This window comes from Cellulomonas sp. PhB150 (assembly GCF_003755175.1).
GTDB lineage: Bacteria > Actinomycetota > Actinomycetes > Actinomycetales > Cellulomonadaceae > Cellulomonas.
The window spans coordinates 566,021-588,041 of sequence record NZ_RKHX01000003.1 but is presented as its reverse complement, the minus strand read 5'-3'; the positions used below and the strand labels follow the sequence as shown (position 1 = coordinate 588,041).

Annotated in this window: 24 protein-coding genes; 12 read left to right on the top strand and 12 right to left on the bottom strand. The window is 69.0% G+C overall.

Features of this window, described 5'->3' with window-relative positions:
• Positions 1–56 precede the first annotated feature (56 nt).
• Together EDF34_RS13030 and EDF34_RS13020 are read right to left on the bottom strand one after the other, a co-directional pair.
• The gene (locus EDF34_RS13030) at positions 57–536 is read right to left on the bottom strand and encodes a hypothetical protein (protein ID WP_123371888.1); all 480 of its coding nucleotides are present in this window, start codon (positions 534–536) and stop codon (positions 57–59) included.
• Positions 537–880: 344 nt separating this feature from the next.
• Positions 881–1,381 carry a hypothetical protein gene (locus EDF34_RS13020; RefSeq protein ID WP_123371886.1) on the bottom strand — a complete coding sequence of 167 codons (501 nt, stop codon included), beginning with the start codon at positions 1,379–1,381 and terminating at the stop codon, positions 881–883.
• Between the two features lie 226 nt (positions 1,382–1,607).
• On the opposite strand from EDF34_RS13020, the gene EDF34_RS13015 reads away from it, so the two are divergent.
• Positions 1,608–1,946: a hypothetical protein gene (locus EDF34_RS13015; RefSeq protein ID WP_233575376.1), complete on the top strand. Its 339-nt coding sequence runs from the start codon at positions 1,608–1,610 to the stop codon at positions 1,944–1,946.
• Between the two features lie 288 nt (positions 1,947–2,234).
• Here the strand turns inward: EDF34_RS13015 and EDF34_RS13010 are convergent, their stop codons facing one another.
• The 5 genes from EDF34_RS13010 to EDF34_RS12990 form a co-directional block, all read right to left on the bottom strand.
• Entirely contained in the window at positions 2,235–2,903 is a 669-nt protein-coding gene (locus EDF34_RS13010; protein ID WP_123371885.1) for an SGNH/GDSL hydrolase family protein, read from the bottom strand.
• A gap of 393 nt (positions 2,904–3,296) precedes the next feature.
• Positions 3,297–4,217 (bottom strand): cation diffusion facilitator family transporter, encoded by a 921-nt coding sequence (locus tag EDF34_RS13005; protein WP_123371884.1) that lies wholly within the window; start codon positions 4,215–4,217, stop codon positions 3,297–3,299.
• A gap of 27 nt (positions 4,218–4,244) precedes the next feature.
• Entirely contained in the window at positions 4,245–4,952 is a 708-nt protein-coding gene (locus EDF34_RS13000) for a cation diffusion facilitator family transporter (RefSeq protein WP_123371948.1), read from the bottom strand.
• On the bottom strand, positions 4,949–5,278 hold the full coding sequence (locus EDF34_RS12995) for a helix-turn-helix transcriptional regulator (RefSeq protein WP_123371883.1): 330 nt from the start codon (positions 5,276–5,278) through the stop codon (positions 4,949–4,951). Before EDF34_RS12995 ends, EDF34_RS13000 begins: the two co-directional genes overlap by 4 nt.
• Before the next feature lie 305 nt (positions 5,279–5,583).
• Positions 5,584–6,201: a TetR/AcrR family transcriptional regulator gene (locus EDF34_RS12990; protein WP_123371882.1), complete on the bottom strand. Its 618-nt coding sequence runs from the start codon at positions 6,199–6,201 to the stop codon at positions 5,584–5,586.
• Positions 6,202–6,312: 111 nt separating this feature from the next.
• On the opposite strand from EDF34_RS12990, the gene EDF34_RS12985 reads away from it, so the two are divergent.
• From EDF34_RS12985 to EDF34_RS12950, 8 genes are all read left to right on the top strand, one after another.
• Positions 6,313–7,011: an HXXEE domain-containing protein gene (locus EDF34_RS12985; protein ID WP_123371881.1), complete on the top strand. Its 699-nt coding sequence runs from the start codon at positions 6,313–6,315 to the stop codon at positions 7,009–7,011.
• 145 nt (positions 7,012–7,156) lie between these two features.
• Positions 7,157–8,764, top strand: coding sequence for an MFS transporter (locus tag EDF34_RS12980; RefSeq protein ID WP_123371880.1), 1,608 nt, complete (start codon positions 7,157–7,159; stop codon positions 8,762–8,764).
• A gap of 18 nt (positions 8,765–8,782) precedes the next feature.
• Positions 8,783–10,396: an amidohydrolase gene (locus tag EDF34_RS12975; protein WP_123371879.1), complete on the top strand. Its 1,614-nt coding sequence runs from the start codon at positions 8,783–8,785 to the stop codon at positions 10,394–10,396.
• Positions 10,393–11,955, top strand: coding sequence for an MFS transporter (locus EDF34_RS12970; protein WP_123371878.1), 1,563 nt, complete (start codon positions 10,393–10,395; stop codon positions 11,953–11,955). The genes EDF34_RS12975 and EDF34_RS12970 overlap by 4 nt, the downstream gene beginning before the upstream one ends.
• A 156-nt stretch (positions 11,956–12,111) precedes the next feature.
• Positions 12,112–13,014 carry an ABC transporter ATP-binding protein gene (locus tag EDF34_RS12965; RefSeq protein ID WP_123371877.1) on the top strand — a complete coding sequence of 301 codons (903 nt, stop codon included), beginning with the start codon at positions 12,112–12,114 and terminating at the stop codon, positions 13,012–13,014.
• Positions 13,015–13,139: 125 nt separating this feature from the next.
• On the top strand, positions 13,140–14,606 hold the full coding sequence (locus EDF34_RS12960) for an ABC transporter permease (protein WP_233575375.1): 1,467 nt from the start codon (positions 13,140–13,142) through the stop codon (positions 14,604–14,606).
• 268 nt (positions 14,607–14,874) lie between these two features.
• Positions 14,875–15,174, top strand: coding sequence for a thioredoxin family protein (locus EDF34_RS12955; RefSeq protein ID WP_123371875.1), 300 nt, complete (start codon positions 14,875–14,877; stop codon positions 15,172–15,174).
• Entirely contained in the window at positions 15,171–15,473 is a 303-nt protein-coding gene (locus EDF34_RS12950) for a hypothetical protein (protein WP_123371874.1), read from the top strand. Before EDF34_RS12955 ends, EDF34_RS12950 begins: the two co-directional genes overlap by 4 nt.
• Before the next feature lie 33 nt (positions 15,474–15,506).
• Here the strand turns inward: EDF34_RS12950 and EDF34_RS12945 are convergent, their stop codons facing one another.
• Genes EDF34_RS12945 through EDF34_RS12925 form a run of 5 tightly spaced genes read right to left on the bottom strand, consistent with a single transcriptional unit; the run spans position 15,507 to position 19,831 of the window.
• Positions 15,507–16,277, bottom strand: coding sequence for a cytochrome c biogenesis CcdA family protein (locus EDF34_RS12945; protein ID WP_123371873.1), 771 nt, complete (start codon positions 16,275–16,277; stop codon positions 15,507–15,509).
• Positions 16,274–16,927, bottom strand: coding sequence for a TlpA disulfide reductase family protein (locus EDF34_RS12940; protein WP_123371872.1), 654 nt, complete (start codon positions 16,925–16,927; stop codon positions 16,274–16,276). Before EDF34_RS12940 ends, EDF34_RS12945 begins: the two co-directional genes overlap by 4 nt.
• Positions 16,924–17,469 (bottom strand): signal peptidase II, encoded by a 546-nt coding sequence (locus EDF34_RS12935; protein WP_233575374.1) that lies wholly within the window; start codon positions 17,467–17,469, stop codon positions 16,924–16,926. The genes EDF34_RS12940 and EDF34_RS12935 overlap by 4 nt, the downstream gene beginning before the upstream one ends.
• Positions 17,466–19,433: a cation-translocating P-type ATPase gene (locus EDF34_RS12930; protein WP_123371870.1), complete on the bottom strand. Its 1,968-nt coding sequence runs from the start codon at positions 19,431–19,433 to the stop codon at positions 17,466–17,468. The genes EDF34_RS12935 and EDF34_RS12930 overlap by 4 nt, the downstream gene beginning before the upstream one ends.
• Complete coding sequence (locus EDF34_RS12925; RefSeq protein WP_123371869.1) at positions 19,430–19,831, bottom strand: helix-turn-helix transcriptional regulator; 402 nt, start codon at positions 19,829–19,831, stop codon at positions 19,430–19,432. The genes EDF34_RS12930 and EDF34_RS12925 overlap by 4 nt, the downstream gene beginning before the upstream one ends.
• Before the next feature lie 71 nt (positions 19,832–19,902).
• Between EDF34_RS12925 and EDF34_RS12920 the strand changes: the two genes are divergently transcribed.
• The 3 genes from EDF34_RS12920 to EDF34_RS12910 are packed head-to-tail and all read left to right on the top strand — an operon-like array spanning position 19,903 to position 21,781.
• Positions 19,903–20,520, top strand: coding sequence for a class I SAM-dependent methyltransferase (locus EDF34_RS12920; protein ID WP_233575383.1), 618 nt, complete (start codon positions 19,903–19,905; stop codon positions 20,518–20,520).
• On the top strand, positions 20,517–21,131 hold the full coding sequence (locus tag EDF34_RS12915; protein WP_199737874.1) for an isoprenylcysteine carboxylmethyltransferase family protein: 615 nt from the start codon (positions 20,517–20,519) through the stop codon (positions 21,129–21,131). Before EDF34_RS12920 ends, EDF34_RS12915 begins: the two co-directional genes overlap by 4 nt.
• 56 nt (positions 21,132–21,187) lie before the next feature.
• Entirely contained in the window at positions 21,188–21,781 is a 594-nt protein-coding gene (locus EDF34_RS12910) for a cadmium resistance transporter (protein ID WP_123371867.1), read from the top strand.
• Positions 21,782–22,021: the final 240 nt, after the last annotated feature.

Genomic DNA, 22,021 nt, shown 5'->3' with positions numbered 1-22,021 from the left:
CTCGCTCAACGGCCGACCCCGCCAAACCCTTGGCTGGATGACACCATCAGAGAAGCTCAACGAGACACTCGTTGCGATGACTGGTTGAGACCGCCGGTCTGCAGAACGGTCCGGTGCGTGTCCCCCGGCAGGCGGCGCCTGTTCAGGTCGGCGTGCGTGCGGACCCAGGCGACCGCCGAGGGCAGGTGCTCCGACCCCTCGGCCGCGAGGGGGCGCTGCGCGCGGGCCGGATCAACGACGACTGTGGAGGGGTCGCGCTTCCACCACCGGCGACGCGCGGGTAGCCACAGGTCCCGCAGGTGCCACGAGCGGACGCCCGAGGCCCCCATGGCCGCGAGCGCGAGCAGGGCGGGCGGCCCCCAGAAGTCGAGGACGAACACCGCGATGGAGAAGGCCACGGCGTAGATCAGTCCCTCGAGAGCCGTCCTGAGGTCCTTGCGCACCGCGCCGATGACGAGCACCAGGTATGCGAGCAGGGGGAAGAAGACAACGACCGCCGCCACCTTGACGACGTTGCCGAGCGTCAGCCGCGACACGGTTCGCTCCTCCCGCGATGCGCTGTGGCGGAGTCCGAGAAGCCATCGCGCTCCAGCTGCAGCCCGACGCGGCTCACCTGCGCCTCGAGCACCGTCACAGTCCGCTTCATCGACACCGTGGCCTCGGTCTCGTCTCGATCGATCTCGTCCGAAGACCGACACACGTCGCCGCCCGCCTGCTCCAGTTCCTCCGCCTCCAAGGTAACCCCAGGGAGCCTGCTGCTGGATGGCGTCGCTCCTCTCGCGCCGAGCGCTGAGGGCGAGGCGGAACTAGGCACCCGCGCGAGTTTGCGCAGCGCCCTGGCGAACGGATGGGCGTGGTCATCGGGGCCGGCGCGGCCCCACTAGTTTCTCTCGTCCTCCGGCGTGAGGTGCTCGATGGTGATGCGCCCCCGGTGCAGCCAAACAAGGGTGGGGCGCGGGTCTCCCTCGTACTCCATGTAGCCCAGGACGATCGGTCGCGGGTCGAATCCCTCGAGATAAGGTCCCAGCCACTGCAGGGCTGGCAGGATCGCGTCGGGCCAGGACTTGATTCCCCACCGACAGCTGAGGACCCACCGGCGCCTTCTCGACCATGCCAGCTGTGCGTGTGGCGTGGTGGAAACGGTCATCGAGCTGCTCAGCCAGCCGGACCAGTCATGGATCCACGGCTGCGGGTCTTCCGCCGGGTTGCTCACTTCGTCCGTTGGTTCCCAGCCGTCGGTCTGGTCAACCCGGTGTGGAGCAGGGAGGGGAGAGGCGTCAGCGGGGACGTACAGGGCAAGCGCGGAGAACGCGGCGAGGACGTAGTCGGGGGTGTCCGGCTTGAACGTGATCTGCAGGACGACCTCTGTGTATGACCCCATGGGGAACGACCTTAGAGATCGAGATGGTCAGACGAGACCGGTTGCGGTCCGGAAGCAGACGACGCGGACCTGGCCCTGGGCGGTGCCCGCCTCAGCCAGTCCGTCGGTCGGGCACGGTCGCGGTGAGACACCCACGCCGCGAGAGCACGGCAGATTGATCGTTGTTGAGCTCTCACCCTGAATACCTGCAGCCGGCTCAGTCGGGGGTCAAAGTACGCTTCGGGCCGTGAGCTTCCAGTTCTGGTTGTGTGCCGTGATCACGGCGATCAGTGCCTACGTCAGCCTCGGCTACTCGATCGCGGCCCTCCGCGGGGCAGACGCTCAGGCGAAGGTCGGATCGATGTACGCGCTCGCTCGTAGCGTCGCCGTGGCAGCCGCGGCCACCATCGCCCCCTTCACGAGCTCGGTCGACTTCGTCGCCGCGGTGGCGCTCGTGATGGTGATCGTGCAGGGCGCCGATGCGGTCGTCGGCGCCCGCATCCACGACAGGCTCAAGACCTACGGACCTGCCGCGACCGCCGTGGTGAACGCCGCCGCACTGGTGTGGCTGCTCGCCACCCGCTGAGCCGCGCGATCGCGCGGCATTCGTCGAGCTCTACACGTCACCCGAGGTCGGGAGCCACGCGGACGGATCACGATCCTGTGAGGTGATCGAACACGCGGGCGTCGAACGCCGTCAGCTCGACCCGGACTCGGCGTCCTCACGGTTGGAGAGGCATCGTCCCGATAGACGGATCAGCCCCGACTGAGTCTGGCGTGCGCTGCGGAGGTGCCAGGACCCAGGCGGCGAAGGCTTCGATTCCGTCCACGACCCTGCAGCCAGCCGGTGTCCGGGTGCTCCACCACGCTCCGCTCACAGGTATGGCGTGAGGTTGGCCAGCACGATGCGGTAGCCGTCTGGGTTCAGGTGCGCCCCGTCGAAGGTCAGCTCCTTCCTCAACTTGCCGCTCTCGTCGGCAAGGCCTGCGTTCACGTCGACGAAGTGGAACCCGAGCTCCTGCGCCAACGCTTCAATCTTGTCCGAGGCTTCCTGGAAGGCAGCGTTGGAGCGCGTCGCGAAGAGCGATCGCTCGTCCTCGTCGTTCTGGAAGTCGACGGTGTTGATCGGGTAGTACCGCAGTGCGTACGTCTCGCAGCCCGGGAGACGCTCGGCGATCTGGCGGAAGATCTCGCGCTCGTTCGCCAGGAACTGTCCCTCTGACACCTCGAACCCGATGTCGTTCGTCCCGATGTTGATAAAGATCTTGGAGGGTGCCAGGTCGAAGATCTGTGCGTCGATGTGAGCCAGGAGGAACGCCGTGGTCGTCGCCCGCACGGCTCGGTTGTAGATGTACTGGTCGAAGTCGACCTCGCCGCTCTCCTCCCATTGCTCGATGGGGAAGATCTCCATGAGGCTCGAACCGACGAAGACGGTCTGACCCTGTCGAGCAGTCTGGTTGGCCTTCTCGTACTTCGCGATCAGCGATTCCTGAAACGCCGCCAGTTCAGGGTTCAACGTCAAAGACTTCGTCTCTTTCGACATCCTGCTGCCTCTTCTCCACTAGGCGTCATCGCGGCAGCGATGCACTCGGTCCGCCCCGAGCCTCGCAACAGGACCTCTAGCCCAGCAATCAGGCGGATAGCGCACGTCCCGCATGCGTTCGGACGTCCCAGCTCCGCGACGACGTCGGGCTGGGCCCAGGTCTGGGTCGATGTCGAGATCCCGGGCTCGAGGCCGGGCCTCGGGGTGCCGCGCACTCCACGGACCCAGTTCGTGAGGACTCCGCATTTAATGTTTCTGTTATTTGAAGTATGCAGCATCTCGACATCGACAGCAGAAGTGTCGAGATGCAGGACAGATTGACCGTTTGCAGGCGGGCTACTTTGACCGCTGGGTGCTTCGTGAGGGTCGGCGTTCAAGGTGCGGCACGCGTAGTCAGGCGTGGCTGGGGTGCTCGTGGTCGCGGTGCGCCGCGGGTTCGACCTGGAAGGTGGAGTGCTCGACGGCGACGTCGAAGTGGGTCGCGACGCACTCTTGGAGCTGGTCGAGGATCCGTCCGGCGTGGCCGTCGTTGAAGCACTCCTCGTCGACGACGACGTGCGCGCTGAGCACGGGCAGCCCGGTGGCGATCAGGGAGGCGTGCATGTCGTGGACCTCGCGCACGTGCTCGAGCTGGAGCAGGTGTGCGCGCACGTCGGCCAGGTCGAGGCCGGGTGGTGTCGACTCCAGCAGGACGGCGCTGGTCTCGAGGAGCAGCTTGAAAGCTCGAGGCAGGATGAGGGCCCCGATGAGAAGGCCGGCGACGGCGTCGGCCTGCTGCCAGCCGGTGGTCGCGATCACGATCGCGGCCACGATGACGGCGACTGACCCGAGGGCGTCGTTGACGACCTCGAGGAACGCGGCGCGCATGTTGAAGTTCGCGGACCGCCCCGAGGAGAGCACCAGGATCGAGGCGATGTTGCCGACCAGGCCGATGATCCCGAACACGATCAGCTCGTTCGACGCGATCTCGGGCGGGTCGAACAGTCGCTGGACGCCTTCGATGAGGACGTACCCGCCGACGGCGAGCAGTACCGCCGCCTGGGCGAGGGCGGCTAGGACCTCTGCGCGGCGGTAGCCCCAGGTGCGTCGTTCCGAGGGTGGGCGCATCGACAGGGAGGCCGCGAAGAGGGCGAGCAGGAGCCCGCCGGCGTCGGTGAGCATGTGGGCGGTGTCGACGAGCAGCGCGAGGCTGCCGGTGATCAGCGCGCCGACGGCCTGGGCGATCAGGATGGCGGTGGTGATGGCGAACGCGATCGTCAGCCGGCCACGGTGATCCGCAGCTCCGGGCGGCGCGTGGTCGTGGTCGTGGCCCATCAGCGGCAGCCTCTCGTAGCGGTGTGGTCAGTCGTCACAGCAGCCGTCGCCACAGTGCTCGTCGTCGCAGTGCGCCGTGTCGCCTCCGACCAGCTGGGAGACCGGCGTGCAGCACGCGTCGCCCTTCCAGGCCTCGATGCCCTCCCGAATCGCGAAGGCGGCGATGACGACGGCGGCGATCGGGTCGGCCCACCACCAGCCCAGGGTGCTGTTCAGGACGAGGCCGACGAGCAGGACCGCGGACAGGTAGGTGCAGATCAGGGTCTGCTTGGAGTCAGCGACGGCAGAGGCGGACCCGAGCTCGCGCCCGGTGCGGCGCTCGAACCAGGACAGGAACGGCATCACCGCGAGGCTGACCGCGGCGAGGATGATGCCGGCGGTGGAGTGCTCCGGCTCGGTGGCGTTCAGCAGGCTGCGGGCGGCGTCGACGGTGACGAAGGCGGCCAGGCCGAAGAAGGACAGCGAGATGGTCCGCATCGCGGCGCGCTCTCGGGTGTGCGGGTTCGGGGCGGAGAACTGCCAGGCGACCGCGGCCGCGGAAAGCACCTCCACGATCGAGTCCAGCCCGAACCCGATCAGCGCCGAGGAGGATGCGAGCCGGCCCGCCACCAAGGCGATGACGGCCTCGATGACGTTGTAGGTGATCGTCGCCGCGACGACCCAGCGGATCCGCCGCTCGAGCAGGGCACGGCGGTCCGGCGCCAGGGGGCGGGGACCGATCGAGATGCTGCTCATGCGCAGGTGCAGTCCGGGCCGCAGCACGTCGGGTCGACCGCGAGCACCAGCTGCAGCAGGTCGCCCAGCGCCGAGGCCAGGTGCGGGTCGGCCAGCCGGTACCAGGTCCGCCGTCCGTCCGGGATCGACTCGACCAGCCCGCAGCCGCGCAGGCAGGCGAGCTGGTTCGACATCACCTGCCGCGAGACGCCGAGCGCATCCGCCAGGTCCGAGGGGTAGGCCGGCGCCTCGCGCAGCGACAGCAGGATCCGCGTGCGGGTCTCGTCGGACAGTGCGTGACCCAGGCGGGCGAGCGCGGAGGTGTGCGTAACGGTGGCCGTCTCCATGGGCGCGACCGTACACGAAACGCTGTATTCAGCGGAAGGTGTACCTGCGCGCCTGGGCTCCCGCAGTCGAAGCGGCGATGGTGCCGTTGCATCGAATCGGACATATCGGGTAGTTAAACTAGGACGCACGTCCAGACCAAACAACCCTGCATCTCGACAACACCTGGTGTCGAGACGCACGACAGATTGATCGCGGCTGAGCGTCGTAGTTTGACCAGTGGACGGTCATGGCCGGAGCCCGATCAATGTCTGAGGCAGCAGCCGCTGCGAGCGAGGTCAACTCGCTCCGGGCCGATTGGTCGGAACTACTGAACCTGCCTGGCCAGATCGAGTTCGCCGGTGAAGTGCAGCTGGACCGCGGGAGCCGCGACTCGGACGAGTTCGTCGAAGGCGATGTCGCGCAGCGGCGGGACCTGGAAGAGGTGGCGCCCAAGGGCGGCACCTAGCAGGTGGCTCATTCCCATCGACCAGCGCAGCTGTGGGTTGTCTGGGGGGAGCACTGCGATGGCAGCACCTGCTGCGGCAGCCATCGCGGCCCGGAGGTTCTCGGTGGCGCTCTCGTTGGTCAGCGATGAGCGAGCGAGTGCGAGCATCTGCCAGCGGGTCTCGTCCTCTTCCCACAAGCTCAGGTACGCCCGCGCGATGCGACCGCCCAGCTGATCCTGTTCGCCTCCCACCGCCTCGATGAGCCGGCGGCTAACAGCGGTTGGCGACTGCAGCGCTGCAGCGAACAGGCCACCCTTGTCACCGAAGTAGTGGTGGATCAGAGCGGAGTCGACGCCAGCCTTGGTCGCAATGGCGCGCATCGTGGCGCCCCGGTACCCGCGCTCACTGAAAACGTCTCGGGCAGCCCGAATGATCTGCTCCGAGGTCGGGTTCGACCCCGGCCGCCTACCCGTGCGGCGAGCACCTGCCTTCTCCACACCGCCAGGCTAGTTCGTTCATCAACCGTTGACTTCATCGCATGATGAGTTTTAGCGTGGCGAGCAGCTACCGGCACTGGTCGGGTACTAGCGAGATCCGGGGAGACGACCATGAGCTACTTCCGCCGCCGCTGGTACGACGTGGGAGCCGTCCTCGGCGTAGGCATCGCAATCTGGGCGCTGGTCGGCGACTGGTCCACCCTGCAGCTGATCCTGCTGTGGAACTTCGTCGCGTTCATGGTCCACCAGTTCGAGGAGTACCACTGGCCCGGCGGTGAAGCCTGGATCACCAACGAGGTCGTCCAGCCCCGCGGCGGGCCCGTCGACCGCTACCCGCTCAACCAGAACAACGCCGCGTTCATCAACGTCATCGCCTGGCCGTTCTACATCATCGGCGCCTTCTTCCCCGACCAGATCTGGCTCGGCATCGGCACCGTGCTGTTCGGCTTCGGGCAGATCGTGGTGCACGGCATCATCACGAACATCCGCCTCAAGACCATCTACAACCCCGGCATGTTCGCCGTGATCGTCGGCCACACACCCTTGGGCATCTGGTACCTCATCGAGATCTACGACCAGGACGTGGTCAGCGGCTGGGACTGGCTATTCGGGGTCCTTTACACCGCGTTCTTCATCGGCGTGATCATGCTGCGCATCGGCTACACCGCCCTGGTCTCCAAGACCTCGCCCTACCCCTTCGAGCCGGCCGAGATGCAGCGCTGGAACCGGGCCGGTCGCCTCGCTCGCATCGGCGTCACCCCCGGTCCAGTTCCCAGCCCGGTGGCCAACGAGCCGGACCTGACGCGCTGACACCTCAAGCTGGAGCCGCTGGTTGGCACTGGTTCTTCGTGTTCTGGCGGCTGCGAAGGATGCCACGACCGGTTGCTGCCCGTCCGGGTTGGCGCCTACTGTCCGAATGGCCGTAAGTGCGTGATCGCGACCGACGGGGGAGCTCATGACAAGGGCCGCTGCGCCATCTCGGACGACGTCGACGAAGGGGACGACGGCGGCGCTGATCGCCCTCACTGCGGCCTCGTGTCTGCAGGTCGTCGATCCGACTGCCAACAACATCGCGATCGTCGGCGCCAGCGTGGACCTCGACATGTCGAGCTCGCAGCGGGCGTTCGCCGCGAGCATCGGGACCCTCGCCCTGGCGGCGTCGATCCTGACGACGGGGGCCCTCGGGGACCGGCTGGGCCGGCGGAAGGTGATGCTGGCCGGTCTGCTCGTGGCGGTCGCCGGCGGAGTCGTCACGGCGGTCGCCCCCAGCACGGGCATCTTCATGCTCGGCCGCGCAGTGACCGGGATCGGGATCGCGGCGTCGTTCGGGCTGAGCTTCGCCCTGCTGCGCGAGGTGCTGCCGGACAAGATCCCCAAGGCGGTCGCGTTCTGGCTCGCCGGCCAGACCGCGGCGGCGCTCGTGCTCGGTGTCGTCGCGGGGTGGATGGCAGGGCTGGGCTGGCGATACGGTTACTTGACCCTGCCGATCGTCGCGGTCGTCGCCTTCCTGATGTGCATGCGCGGCCTCCCCGAGGCCAAGGCCGACACGGTCGGCCCGTTCGACTACCTCGGTCTCAGCTCGGTCGCGGTGGCGCTCATCGGCGTCATCTACGGCCTGAGCAACGCCTCCACGTACGGGTGGGGCTCGTCGCAGGTGATCATCCCCGCGGCGATCGGCGTCGTCGCATTCGTCGTCTTCATCTGGTGGGAGGCGCGGATCCCGGCACCGGCCTTCCCGGTCAAGCTGTTCAAGGACCCCGAGCTCGCGGGCTCGGTCGCGACCGGCTTCTCGTTCAACATGTGGCAGGCCGTGGTGATGATCCAGTTGTCCATGCTGTGGCAGTACGTCTACCGCTACGAACCCTTGCAGGTCAGTCTCGGCCAGCTGCCGATGAGCCTGGCGATGGTCGTGGGAGCGATCGTCGCTGGGCGGTTGCTGTCCAAGGGTGTCTCGGCGGCGACGAACCTGATCGTCGGGCACGTGCTCCTGATCGGCACCATGGTGCTGTTCGGCTTCTCGACGACCTCGTCGCCCTACATCTTCTTCGCGCTGCCGATGATCGTCGGCGGCTTCGCGCGCATGCTCAACGAGACGACCATGGGCCAGTTCTTCGTGTCCAAGCCACCGCCGTCTTTGACGGGCGCGATGGCGTCGTCGAAGACGGCCATCGGGCAGACGAGCTTCGCACTCGGCACGGCCCTGTCGTCCACGCTGCTGTTCGGCGCGTACGGCCGCGGGATCGCCGACGCGTTCGCCCAGGCCAACGTCGAGCCGGCCCAGCAGGGCATCTACACCGGCATCATCCAGACCTACGTGTCGGGCGGCGACCTGTCCGACTACGACCCCGCGCTCGTCCAGCAGGTCGTCGACAAGGCGTCGACGACCTTCGTCGACGCCTTCGACTCGACGATGTTCACCATCGCCGGCTTCCTCGCCATCTTCGCCGTGATCAGCACGATCTTCTTCGCCCGCGCCACCCGCCTGCGCAAGGCGGGCCTGCTGGTCGACGGTCCCATCGCCGCCGACGAGCCGACGCCGTCGACCGGCTCGACGAACACCTAACACCCCGGGGGAACCGACATGACCGCGCCCGACCTGATCCTCACGAACGCGACCGTGCTGACCGTCGACGGCGACGACTCGACCGCCGAGGCCGTCGCAGTCACCGACGGCCTGATCACCGCCGTCGGCTCCGCCTCCGAGGTCACCGCGCTCGCCGGCCCGGGCACCGAGGTCGTCGACCTCGCCGGCCGGACGGTCGTGCCGGGGTTCGTCGACGCGCACAGCCACGTCTCGATGGGCGCGCCGTACGTCAAGCACGCCGACCTGCAGACGCCCCCGGTGGGCGGCACGCGCACGGTCGCCGACGCGCTGCGCCGGCTGCACGAGGCCAAGGACCGCAACGACCCCGCACCGGGCGAGTACGTGGTCGGCTGGGGCTACTTCCCCGACCAGATGGACGACGGCGGCGCCCTGACCGCCGAGCAGCTCGACGCCGAGTTCCCCGACCACCGCGTCGTGATCGTGCACGTCTCAGGCCACGGCGGCTACGTCAACGGCCGGGTGCTCGACGACCTCGGCTACTTGCCGGGCTGCGCCGACCCCCACGGCGGCACCGTGGTGCGGCTGCCCGGCACCGACGTGCCGTCGGGCGAGCTCTGGGAGCAGGCCTGGATGCCGTTCGTGCTCAACCTTCTGCACTACGGGCGCGACGAGTTCGACGCGATGCTCGCCGAGTACGCCCGCTGGGGCGTGACGACCGTGCAGGACGGTGCCGCGACGTGGGCGCAGATCCAGCAGATCCGCGGCTACGCCTCCGAGGGAGCGTTGCCCGTCGACGTCCGCTCGCTCGTCATCTACAGCGACCTCGACAAGGTCATCGATGCAGGCCTCGCGGACACCACCGTCGGCGGCCACACCGTCCAGGGCGTCAAGCTCATCCTCGACGGGTCGCCCCAGGGACGCACCGCCCACGTCACGCAGGAGTACGAGACCGGCGGACCGGGCGGCGAAGCGCACTGGCACGGCATTGCGTCGACCGACGTCCAGACGACGAACACCGTCGTCGCCACCGCGTACCAGCACGACGTCCAGGTGTTCGCGCACGTCAACGGGGACGCCGCCATCGACCAGCTGCTCGACGCGCACCGAGCCGCCAAGGCCGCGGGAATCACACCAACGGGCCGCACGATCGCGATCCACTCCCAGGTCATGCGCCTCGGCCAGCTCGACGACTACGTCGCCGAGGGGTTCGAGCCGTCGATGTTCACGATCCACACCTACCTGTTCGGCGACATCCACGTCACCAACTTCGGCACCGAGCGTGCCTTCGGCATCTCGCCGATGCACAGCGCGCTGGGCAAGGGGCTGCGCCCGTCGAACCACTCGGACTACCCGATCACCCCGATCAACCCGCTGGGCCTGCTCTGGTCCTCCGTGGCCCGGACCTCACTGACGGGTGTCGTCCTCGGCGAGGGCGAGCGCGTCACCCCGCTGCAGGGGCTGCGGGCGCTGACGATCGACGCCGCGTACGAGCACCGCACCGAGCATGACCGTGGCTCGATCGAGGTGGGCAAGCTCGCCGACCTGGTCGTGCTGGACCGCAACCCCCTCGAGGTGCCGACCGACGAGATCCGCGACATCGCCGTCGAGCGGACGATCAAGCGAGGCGTGACCGTGTACGCGGCGCGATGAGCACGTCGCAGGCCGCCGCGTCGACCACCCCGGACGGCGTCGCCCGCCGTCCGGGTGCCGCGATCTTCGCGCTGACCATCGCGGGTGTCGCCCAGGCGACCGACGTGTCGATCCACAACACCGCGATCGCGTCGGCGGCGGCCGAGTTCACGATGTCCGGGTCGCAGCGGTCCTTCGCGGCGTCGGCGGCGACCCTCGCGATGGCGGCCTCGATCCTCACGGTGGGCACGATCGGCGACCGTCGCGGCCGACGGCTGACGCTGATCTGGTGCGCCGCCATCCTCGTGCTCGGCGGCGTAGTGACCGCCACGGCCGGGGGCTATGCGCAGTTCGTGCTCGGCCGGGTCGTGACGGGCGTCGGCCTGGCCGGCACCCTGGCGCTGTCGATGGCGCTGATCCGGACGGTCGCGCCCGATCGCATTCCCCGGGCCATGTCGCTGTACTTCACCGGCCAGGTCGGCTTCGCGCTGCCCCTGACGATCCTCGGCGGAGCGCTCATCGACGTGTCCTGGCGGCTCGGCTACCTTGTCGTCCCCGTCGTCGGGGCGGTCGCACTCGTGCTCAACAAGGTCTACGTGCCGAAGTCGAAGGCCCTGCACCGCCGTCAGTCGGACCCCGTAGGCCTGGTGCTCATCGCTGTCGGGCTCGTCGGTGTCATCTGGGGGGTCAGCGAGGCCAGCGGTGGCTGGTGGACGGCACGCGTCCTGGTCCCGCTCGTCCTGGGCGTCGTCGCGCTCGTGGTGTTCATCCGCTGGGAGCTGCACCACGCCGAGCCCGCGCTGCCCGTGCGGCTGTTCACCAACCGCAACCTCGCCGGGGCGCTGTCGGCCGATGTCTCGTTCAACATGTGGCAGGCCGTCATGGTGCTGCAGCTCTCGCTGCTGTGGCAGTACGTGTACGGGTTCTCGCCCCTCGAGGTCACCGTCGGGCAGCTCCCGGCGACGGTCGCGATGGCCGTCGGCGCCTTCGCGGCGGGGCGGCTCGGTGCGCGTGGTCAGCGCCCCCAGACAGTCGTCGTTGTCGGGTTGATCGGGGTCGCCGTCGCCATGTACGTCTTCGCGATCGGCGGCGCCTCGACACCGTACTGGGTGTTCGCCGTCGGCCTCGTGCTCGGCGGGTTCTCGCGGATGCTGACCGAGACGTCCGCGGGCGAGTTCTTCGTCGAGGTGCCCCCGCCCGACCTCGTCGGGGCGACCGTCGCGAGCAAGCCGGCGATCGGGCAGGCCTCGTTCGCGCTCGGCCTGTCGCTCAGCTCGACGCTGCTGTACAGCGGGTTCGGGCGTGGGTTCGGGCAGCAGCTCGACGCCCTCGGCGTGACGCCGTCGCAGCAGGCCCAGGTCATGGGGTGGTTCTCGACGGGCGACGTCCCCGCGTGGGCGGAGGGGACCGACCTCGTCCACCAGGTCGTCGCGGCCGCGCAGGACTCCTACGTGCACGCGTACCGCACCACGACACTGACGTTCGCGGTGTTCTTCACCATCATGGTCGTCGTCACCGCCGCCCTCCTGAGGGGCCGACGTCACACCGGTTCCGCCGCGGCAGCGATGCCCGGCGACTAGCGATGCTCGGCCCCACTTCGTCCGTGCCGCAAATCGACAGCGCTTCGCGGGTCCGCCGAGCCGCAGACGACAGGAGCCTTCCGATATCCCGCCGAGACCACCTGATCGGCGTACAGCTCGCCCACAGCCCGGCTGCCAATCCCGGAAGAGAGCCCGATGCCTGACCACGTGATCGACATTGCTGGGCTGGACAAGTACTTCGGCAAGTTCCAGGCCCTCAACGACCTGGACCTCACCGTGGAGCCCGGCCAGGTGCATGGGTTCCTGGGACCCAACGGTGCGGGCAAGTCCACGACGATCCGCGTCCTGCTCGGTCTGCTGCACCCCGACGGGGGAAAGGTTCGACTGCTCGGGGGCGACCCGTGGAAAGACGTCGTCGAGCTCCACCGGCGGCTGGCCTACGTCCCAGGCGACGTGTCGTTGTGGCCGGGGATGTCGGGCGGGGAGGCGATCGACCTCCTGGGTGCGCTGCGGGGCGGGCTCCGCGACGAGAGGCGCGCCGAGCTGATCGAGCGGTTCGAGCTCGACCCGACCAAGCGCGGCCGGCAGTACTCGAAGGGCAACCGCCAGAAGGTGGCCCTGGTCGCCGCGCTCGCATCCGACGCCGAGCTGCTGGTGCTCGACGAACCGACCTCCGGCCTCGACCCCCTCATGGAGGCGGTGTTTCAGCAGACCATTGGCGAGGCCAAGCAGCGGGGCGTCACGGTGCTGCTGTCCTCGCACATCCTCACCGAGGTCGAAGCGCTGGCCGACAGGATCAGCATCATCCGCGACGGCCACGTCGCACAGACCGGCACCCTGGCCGACCTGCGTGGCCACGCCCGGACGTCCGTGCACGCCGTGCTCGAGCGCATGCCCGAGACCATCCCCGCGCTGTTCGAGGACGTGTCCGTCGAGGGCTCACGCCTGGTCGCGAACGTCGACTCGTCCCGCATCACCGAGGCCATGACCGCGCTGACGCCGCTCGGCCTGACGAGCCTGACCGTCGCGCCACCCTCCCTGGAGAGTCTCTTCCTCCAGCAGTACGACGACGTCGAAGGCGTCGGTGGTGCTCGGTGACGTCCCGCGTCGTCGGCGTCGGCCCGCTACTGCGGGCATCGCTGCGGCAGGAAGCTCGCTCGTTCGCCCCGTGGATCCTCATCGTCACCGTGCTGTCGACCTCGTCGATCATCGTCTACCCGTGGGTGTTCCCGACCGAGGAGAGCCGTCAGCAGCTCGCCGCCACCATCGGGGCGAATCCGGCCCTCGCGATCATCTTCGGGCCGGCCAACGACCTGAGCACGGCTGACGGCTTCAACACCTGGCGCTGCCTCGCACTCGGCGGGTTCCTGACCGCTCTGATGGCGATCTTCGTCGTGACCAAGGCCAGCCGCGGCCAGGAGGACTCTGGGCAGGCCGAGCTGCTCGCGTCGGGGGTGATGAGCCGCGCGACCCGGCTCAGCGTCGCGGTGTTGATGGCCGCGATCGCATCACTTGTGCTTGGCGTCGTGTGCGCGGTGGCGACCGGTCTGTGCGGCGGTGACTGGCAGGCCGCCTGGCTGCTGTCGGCCACCTTCACCGCCAGCGGTTGGATGTTCGCCGCCCTGACAGCGGTCGCCGCCCAGCTCGGCTCCGATGCGCGCACGACCTCAACCCTTGCGGTCGCGACCCTCGGCACGTTGTTCGTCGCACGCGGGTACTTCGACTCCATCGAGGCGCCGAGCTGGACGAACTGGCTGACCCCCCAGGGCTGGATGGAGTACACCCAACCTGGCATCGACAACATCTGGTGGCCGCTGCTCCTCGCGATCGCCTTCACCGCGGTCGTGCTTGTCGTCGCCTTCACTCTGCAGGCGCGGCGCGACTTCGGTCAGGGCGCGATCTCGCCCCGTCCTGGTCCCGCAGTGGGCCGCGTCCGCTCGTCCTCCGCGCTCGCGTGGCGCATCAACCGCAGCCCGCTGATCTCCTGGACCATCGCTTTCCTGCTGCTGGGCGCGATCTTCGGCACACTGGCGACATCGGTCCCGGATCTGCTCGCCGGTGACGCGACGATCAGCGGTCTGCTCGCCTCCGGCGCGATCACGCCCGACGACATCGTCGGCGAGTTCCTTGTCACGATGCTGAGCATGATCGGCATCATCGCCTCCGTCGGCGGGGTCCAGACGATGCTCAAGGTCCGCAGCGAGGAGATGGATGACCGCGTCGAGCCCCTCCTGGCCGGAGCGGTCGCACGGACCCGCTACTACAGCGCGCACATCGTCGTCGCGCTCGTCGGACCGACCATCGGACTCCTGGTCGCCGGCCTGATGGTTGCGCTCGTGGCCAGTTCCTCCGATCTTGGGGTCTCGTTCGGCGACGTCTGGCTCCAGGCCGCGTCGATCGTCCCGGCGGCATGGACAGTGGTCGCTCTCGCTGTGCTCGTCGTCGGCGCACGCCCTCAGGTCGAGATCGCTGCTTGGGCGGGAGTGCTCGCATCCTTCGGCCTGACCCTGCTCGGGCCCACCTTCGGACTGGACGACTGGGTACTCGGCATCAGCCCGTTCTGGCACGTCCCACACCTCATCGCGGGGCCGACCGACTGGACCGGCCTTGGCTGGATCACCTTGTTCACCATCGGATTCATCGCCATCGGCACCCTTGGCTTCCGCAGGCGAGACCTCGCGCGCGTGTAGGTGGTGCGTCGCGCGCGGTGCCAGCTTGACGGCGCGTGGCCCCAGCGCGCCCGTTCGTACATAAAGTACCCTAGCTCGATTTTCAAACAATCTTGCATCTCGACAATCTTGCATCTCGACATCGACATCTGTCGAGATGCACGACAGATTGATTAGGCCCGAGCGTCGGACTCTGGCCGATCAGCCCATCAGATCGACTCCCGGTCAAACTACGAGTGGTCTCCCTCGGCTGTGGAGGCTCTTGGAGCGTCGGTGCGACGATGGCCCTGTGGACGTCACGCTTCGCTACTTCGATGGATGCCCGAACTGGCGGCTGGCTGAGCAACGACTGCGGGCGGCGCTGGACCACACCGGCCACGCGGATGTTGCGATTGCTCTTGAGCGGGTAGAGACCGCTGAGGACGCGGCGCGCGTCGGCTTCATCGGATCGCCGACGATCCTCCTGGACGGTGCGGACCCCTTCGGGCGCCCGGGTACGCCAGCTGGGCTCAGCTGCAGGCTCTATTCGACGGGCGAAGGGTTGGCAGGGTCGCCCTCCGAGGACCAACTGGTGGAGGTGCTGTCGTGACTGCACTGCCCGAGTCGCCGCTCGAGACGCTCGACACTCTGTGCTGGTGCTGCGGCGGCACGTTCGCACAGGACGAGCTGTCCCATCTTGGCGCGCACCCGGAGGTCGCGGTCTGTGCCGGATGCGCCAGGTACCTGAACCGGCGAGCGACCGAAGCCGCCGACCGCCGACGGCCGTCATTGGCCGGTCGCGGGCGCGCGGTCATCCAGCGGGCCCGCGCCTTCGTGGTGGAGCGTCGTTGGCACGAGCGGCGTGTGATCGGACCAGTCCTCAGCTGGATCGACCGACTTCTGCCCTGACGCGCGTGCATGCGTAGCGCGGCTTGGTGGTTGTCAGATGACGGTGACGAAGCCTCCGATGAGCCCTTGCAGGCCCTGGGTCCACGTGGTCCACAGCCCGGTCATCAGAGCGACGCCGATCAGCACCAGCATCGCCCCGCCGATCCGCATGATCGCGACCCGGTGCTCGCGCAGGAAGGTCACCGCGGCCGTGGAGCGGTGTGCCCCCAGGGCGATCAGCAAGAACGGGATGCCGAGCCCGGCGGCGTATGCCGTAGCCAGGAGTGCGCCTCGTAGGGCGCTCGCCTCGCTGAGGGACAGGGACAAGACGGTCGCCAGGGTGGGCCCGATGCACGGAGCCCACCCGAAGCCGAAGGCGATGCCCAGCAGCGGTGCGCCGAGCACTCCCTTGCGGGGGTTGAGGTGGAGGCGCCGTTCGCGCTGGAGGCTCGGGATCCATCCAAGGAAGGACAGGCCCATCAGCACGACGGCGGCGCCCATCACGGGCATGACCACGGCGAGCCACGGGCGCACCGCGACGCCCAAGGAGCCGAACGCGACCCCGAGCAGAACGAAGACTGCTGAGAAGCCGAGGACGAACAGGCCGACACCGGTGAGCAGGACCCTCTTCGACCGTTGCCCTGTGGCGGCGCCGCTCATCCCGGTGAGGTAGGCGAAGTACCCGGGCAGCAGCGGGATGACGCATGGTGAGGCGAAGGACACCATCCCGGCGAGGATGGCCACGGGCACCGCCAAGAGCATCGGCCCGGAGAACGCCGTCTCCTGGAAGGTGCTGGCCAAGTCCTGCCAGAACCCCGCGCTCACGCAGCCTCCGCGAGGGCGGTGTCGATCAGCTCACGAAGGGTGCTCGGGTCAACCCGTCCGATGATGCGTGCCATCACCCGCCCCTGCCGGTCCAGCACCACGGTCGTGGGAACGGCTTCGACCGGGATCTGTCCCTGCAGGGCGGCGATCGCGGTCCCGTCCGCATCGTGGATGCTCGGGTAGGGGATGTTGAACTGTCGCTCGAAAGCCTGGGCCGATCCGGCGTCGTCGGTCCCGTTGACGCCGATGAAGCGCACCCCTTCGGCGGCGTAGTCCTCCGCGGCGGCGACCAGGTCGGGTGCCTCTACCCGGCACGGCGGGCACGCCGCATACCAGGTGTTGACCACCACGACGTCGCCGGCCCAGTCGCCGGTGTCCACGTCCGTCCCGGTGAAGTCCTTGCCGACTAGGCGGACCGGCTCACCGCGTTCTGCGACCTCCCAGGTGGCGACGGTGCCATCCCCCGAGATGTACCCCGCCTCAGTGCCGTCGGGCGTGCGCCCGCCGCTGGCCGCTGAGGTGCACGCGGCGAGCAAGACCGCTGCGACTGTGCCTACCAACATGAGAACCGCGGCTCTGACAATGGCCGCAGGCCTTCGCTTCGCCGGGGCGGGGTGTCGAGGGATGCCCGGTGTGTGCAAGTCGTTCATGGCACCTCGGTTCCTGGGCCGACAGGTGTGCGTGACACGGCGCCATCGTCGGGTGTGCGGTCACGGACCGTGGTGAGTATCAGCAGGGCTGCGCCGGTCATGATCGCGCTGTCGGCGAGATTGAAGGTGGGCCACCATCCGGTGTGCAGGTAGTCGGTGACCACTCCGTCTCCAGCCCGGTCCACGACGTTCGCGATGGCACCACCGAGGACCAGAGACAGGGCGGCGAGCCGCCCGCGCGAAGCAGTGTTGGCGGTCCGCCAGGCGAACACGCCGACCGCAGTGGTGACGAGCGCGGTCGCCGTCAGCACGAGCCAGGTCGGCGCGCCGGTCCCGACGGAGAAGGCGACGCCGGGGTTGTACGCCAGACGAAGCTCGACCACGCCCAGGTCGATCACCCGGTCGTGCAGCACGTTCACCGCCCATGCCTTCGCGCCCAGGTCGACGGCGGCTACCAGTGCGGCCACAGTGGCTGCCGCCAGGCGTCGCCGGGCGGGGCCACGGTCGGCGCTCGGCCGGAGATGCACGGGCGATACGGTCACCGCGTCACCCCGGCTGGATGCTCGAAGCTCGTAGCCGTTCCCGGGACGGCGTACTGCGGCAGGGGCCGGGTGCGACCGGCGCGGACACCGTTGGCGATGACGAAGACCTCGGCGACCTCGTGCACGAGGACGACGGCGGCCAGACCCAGGACTCCGAACAGGGCCAGCGGCATCAGCACGATGATGATCGCTAGTGATAGTCCGACGTTCTGCAGCATGATGCGCCGGGTCCTGCGGGCGTGGGTGAAGGCTTGGGGTAGGTGGCGCAGGTCTTCGCCCATGAGCGCGACGTCAGCGGTCTCGATCGCGACGTCGGTGCCCATCGCGCCCATCGCGATCCCCAGGTCCGCGGTCGCCAGGGCAGGGGCGTCGTTGACGCCGTCGCCGACCATGGCGGTGCGGCGCTGGGTTCGCAACTGGGCGACCAGTGCGGCCTTGTCCTCGGGTCGCAGGTCGGCGTGCACTTCCTCGATGCCGACCTCGCGGGCAAGAGCGGTGGCGGTCAGGGTGTTGTCGCCGGTGAGCATGGCGACGTGGTAGCCGTCGCGGCGCAGCTGGGCCACGACCTGGGCGGCCTCGGGCCGCAGCTCGTCGCGCACAGCGACGGCCCCCAGGAGCTGACCGTCCTGTTCGATCAGGACCGCGGTCGCACCCGCGTGCTGCATCCGCTCGACCTCAGCTGCCAGTGACCCGACCTGGATCCAGCCGGGCCGGCCCAGACGCACGGGCCGGCCCTCGAACGTTCCGGTGAGCCCGGCGCCGGGCACGGCCTCCACGTCGCTCGCCGGAGTGACCGCGGGCACCGCCGCCAGGATTGCCCTGGCCAGGGGGTGCTCGCTACGGGCCTCGAGGGCAGCAGCGACCTCCAGAACGTCCTCCCTGGTGCGTCCCGGGGCGGGGACGACAGCGACGACCTCGGGGTCGTTGCGGGTCAGCGTTCCGGTCTTGTCGAGGGCGACACCGCGGATCGCCCCGAGGGCCTCCATGGCCGCGCCGCCCTTGATGAGGACGCCCTGCTTGGAGGCGGCACCGATGGCGGCGACCACAGTCACGGGGACAGAGATCGCCAGGGCGCACGGCGAGGCAGCGACCAGCACGACCAGGGCGCGCTCGATCCATGTTCCGGGGTCGCCCAGCAGGCTGCCGGCCACGGCGATGAGTGCGGCGGCGATCATCACACCGGGCACCAGTGGCTTGGCGATGCGGTCCGCCAGGCGCTGGGCTTCGCCCTTGCGGGACTGCTCGGCCTCGACGATCCGCACGATGCGCGCCAGGGAGTTGTCCTCGGCCGTGGTGGTGACCTCGACCTCCAGGACCCCTGATCCGTTGATCGACCCCGCATAGATGCTCTGCCCGGGTCCGGCCTCCACGGGCACCGACTCACCGGTGATGGCCGAGACGTCCAGGGCGGTTCGACCGGTGCGGATGACGCCGTCGGTGGCGACCCGCTCGCCCGGCTTGACCAGCATCAGGTCCCCGATGCGGAGCTCATCGGGAGCCACGGTGTTCTCCGCGCCGTCGCGCAGCACCGTCGCCGTAGCGGGGACGAGGCTGAGTAGCGCCCGCAGGCCGCGGCGGGTGCGGGCCAGGGAGTACTCCTCCAGGCCCTCGCTGATCGAGTACAGGAATGCCAGGGCGGCCGCCTCGGCGACCTCACCCAGCAGCACCGCGCCGATCGCGGCGATGGTCATCAGCGTCCCGACGCCGATCTTGCCCTTGACGAGTCGCCGCAACGTGGTGGGCACGAACGTCCACGCGCCGACCAGCAGCGCCACCCAGTTCAGCAGCGTCGCGGCGGTGGACTGATCCATTGAGCCTGCGACCAAACCCGCCAGGAGCAGCGCGCCAGCGACGGCCGCGAAGCGCAGCTCACTGACCTCCCACAGCCGTTCGGGCTCGTGCTCCTCGGCGTCCTGGCCGGCAGGGGTGGTCTCGTCGTCGCTGCAGCCGCATGCGTCGCTCATCGTGCGTTCTCCTTCGTCATGGCGACCGCGGTCGGGTCAGTGGTGGTGGGGTCGGCGTAGGTGGGGCACAGGGCCACGGCGTTGCCGGTCGCCGCCAGCAGACCCTCGGCCACGGCGAGCAGGTCCATCAGCTCGGGCCGGGTCAGGTGGTAGACCGAGGCACGCCCCTGCGCGCGGTAGTCGACCAACCCGCACTCCCGCAGGCAGGCCAGATGCGAGGACACGGTGGACTGGCTCAAGCCCAGCTCGGTGCACAGGTCCACGACCCGGGCCTCGCCCGACGCCAGGCGGCGGACCAACGCCAGACGCGTCGGGTCGCCCAGCCCCCGGAACAACGCCCCGGCGGGAGCCAACTCGGACCGGCCACTCACATCGGGACTTGCGGCGATCATCGACATAGGTCGATGCTAGCGGCCCTGAGACGTGAAGGCGAACCAGGTCGAAGGATCCCAAGGAGGCTGCTGTGCTGATGAATCCCGTGGAGACGATGCTCGTCGACAGCGCGCCGCGAGCATGGCTGCAGCGCGCGTACGAGCTGCCGCTGCTGCACCGCCTCGGCGCGCGCATCTCCGGCCAACGCGTGGTGGAGGTGGGTTGCGGGCGTGGCGTCGGTGCCGAGCTGCTCCTGGACCGGTGGGATGCTGCGCACGTTTTGGCGGTCGACCTCGACCCGGCGATGGTCGAGCGCGCCCGGCGGCGCCTGGCCCGGTTCGGGCCGCGGGTGGAGGTGCTCGTCGCAGATGTCTGCGAGCTACCCCTGGACGACGGAGTCGTGGACGCCGTGGTCGACTTCGCCGTGATCCACCACGTCCCCGTCTGGCGCGACGCGGTGGCGGAGGCGGTGCGAGTGCTGCGCCCCGGCGGACAGCTCGTCTTCGAGGAGGTCACGCGCCATGCGCTGCAGCGCTGGTCCTACCGCACGTTCCTCGAGCACCCCGAGGTCGACCGGTTCAGCGCCGAGGAGTTCGCCGACGCGCTGGTGGATCACGGGATGCGGCTGCCCGTCCCGCCCGTGACCCGGTTCTTCGGCGACTTCGTCCTCGGCGTCGCCGTCAAGCCGGCGCCCACGGACCCGGTCCCGTCGTGAGCGCGTACTCCATCCTGGGCCTGATCCTGTTCGTGGCGTGGGCGCTGCTGGCAGGAGTGGGCCGCATGATCGTGCAGCGGCGGCGCACGGGCGACAGCGGGTTCCGCTTCGCGACCGCGGCGCCCGGCACCGTGCAGTGGTGGGCCAACCGCATCAACGCAGCGGGCTCGGTCGCGGTGGGCGTCGTCGGCCCGGTCGTCGAGATCCTCGGGCCCGATCCCGGCGCTTCGCCGTTCGGTTCGCCCGTCCTGCGCACGGCAGCGCTCGTGGTCGCCGCTGTCGGGGTGGCCTGCACCTACGCCGCGCAGCTGGCCATGGGCACCGCGTGGCGCATCGGCGTCGACCCCGCCGAGCGCACCACCCTGGTCACGTCAGGGCCGTTCGCGCTGGTCCGCAACCCGATCTTCACTGCCGCGCTGATCACGTTCGCCGGCCTGGCCATGGCTTCCCCGAACCTGGTGTCGCTGCTGGGGTTGGGCGCGGTCTACGCGGGCATCCAGATGCAGGTCCGCGGCGTCGAAGAACCTCACCTGCTCGCTACCCACGGGGTGACCTATGCCGCCTACGCCGCTCGCGTGGGCCGCTTCCTCCCTGGCATCGGCCGTCTCTGACCCCACGGCGAGCAACGCCGCCGCGCCTCGCCTCGCAACCAACCGGAAGGCCCTCGATGGACCTGGCAGTAGCCGCCCTTCAAGCCGTCGGTCTGTTCCTCGTGACCAACATCGACGACATCATCGTGCTCTCACTGTTCTTCGCCCGCGGCGCCGGCGCCCCGGGCACCACCGCCAAGATCATCGCCGGCCAGTACATCGGCTTCGGCGCCATCCTGGTCGCCTCCGTCCTGGTCACACTCGGCGCCAACGCCTTCCTGCCCGAAGACGCCATCGCCTACTTCGGCCTCATCCCCCTGCTCCTGGGCCTGTATGCCGCATGGCAGGCCTGGCGCAACCGCGACGACGATGATGACGACCCCGGCAAAGCCGTCGCCGTCTGGACCGTCGCCGCCGTCACCTTCGCCAACGGCGGAGACAACATCGGCGTCTACGTCCCCGTCTTCCTCACCGTCGGCCCCGCCGCGACCGCCGCCTACGCCGTGGTGTTCCTCGCCCTGGTCGCCGTCCTCGTGCTCGCCGCGCGCTTCGTCGCTACCCGACGACCAGTCGCCGAAGTCCTCGAACGCTGGGAACACGTCCTGTTCCCCCTCGTCCTCATCGGCCTTGGCATCGTCATCCTCATCGAAGGCGGCGCCTTCGGGCTGTAGAGCCAGGCGTCAACCACAAACCCACCGCGAAGCTCGCCTCTAAGGCCAGCTTCACGGCCGCACGCTGCACTGCCAGCCCGCCAAACTGAAGAGCTGGTCAGCCGCACGCTGAAGTGATGCCCGCCACCCGGGCCGGAGAGGAGCCCGCGTTGACCGACAAGTCGGGGACTGGGTACGGCTCGAGCCGGTGAATGCCGACGGGACGCCTACGCCACCCGGAGAGCAGTCGCACAGCGTGCT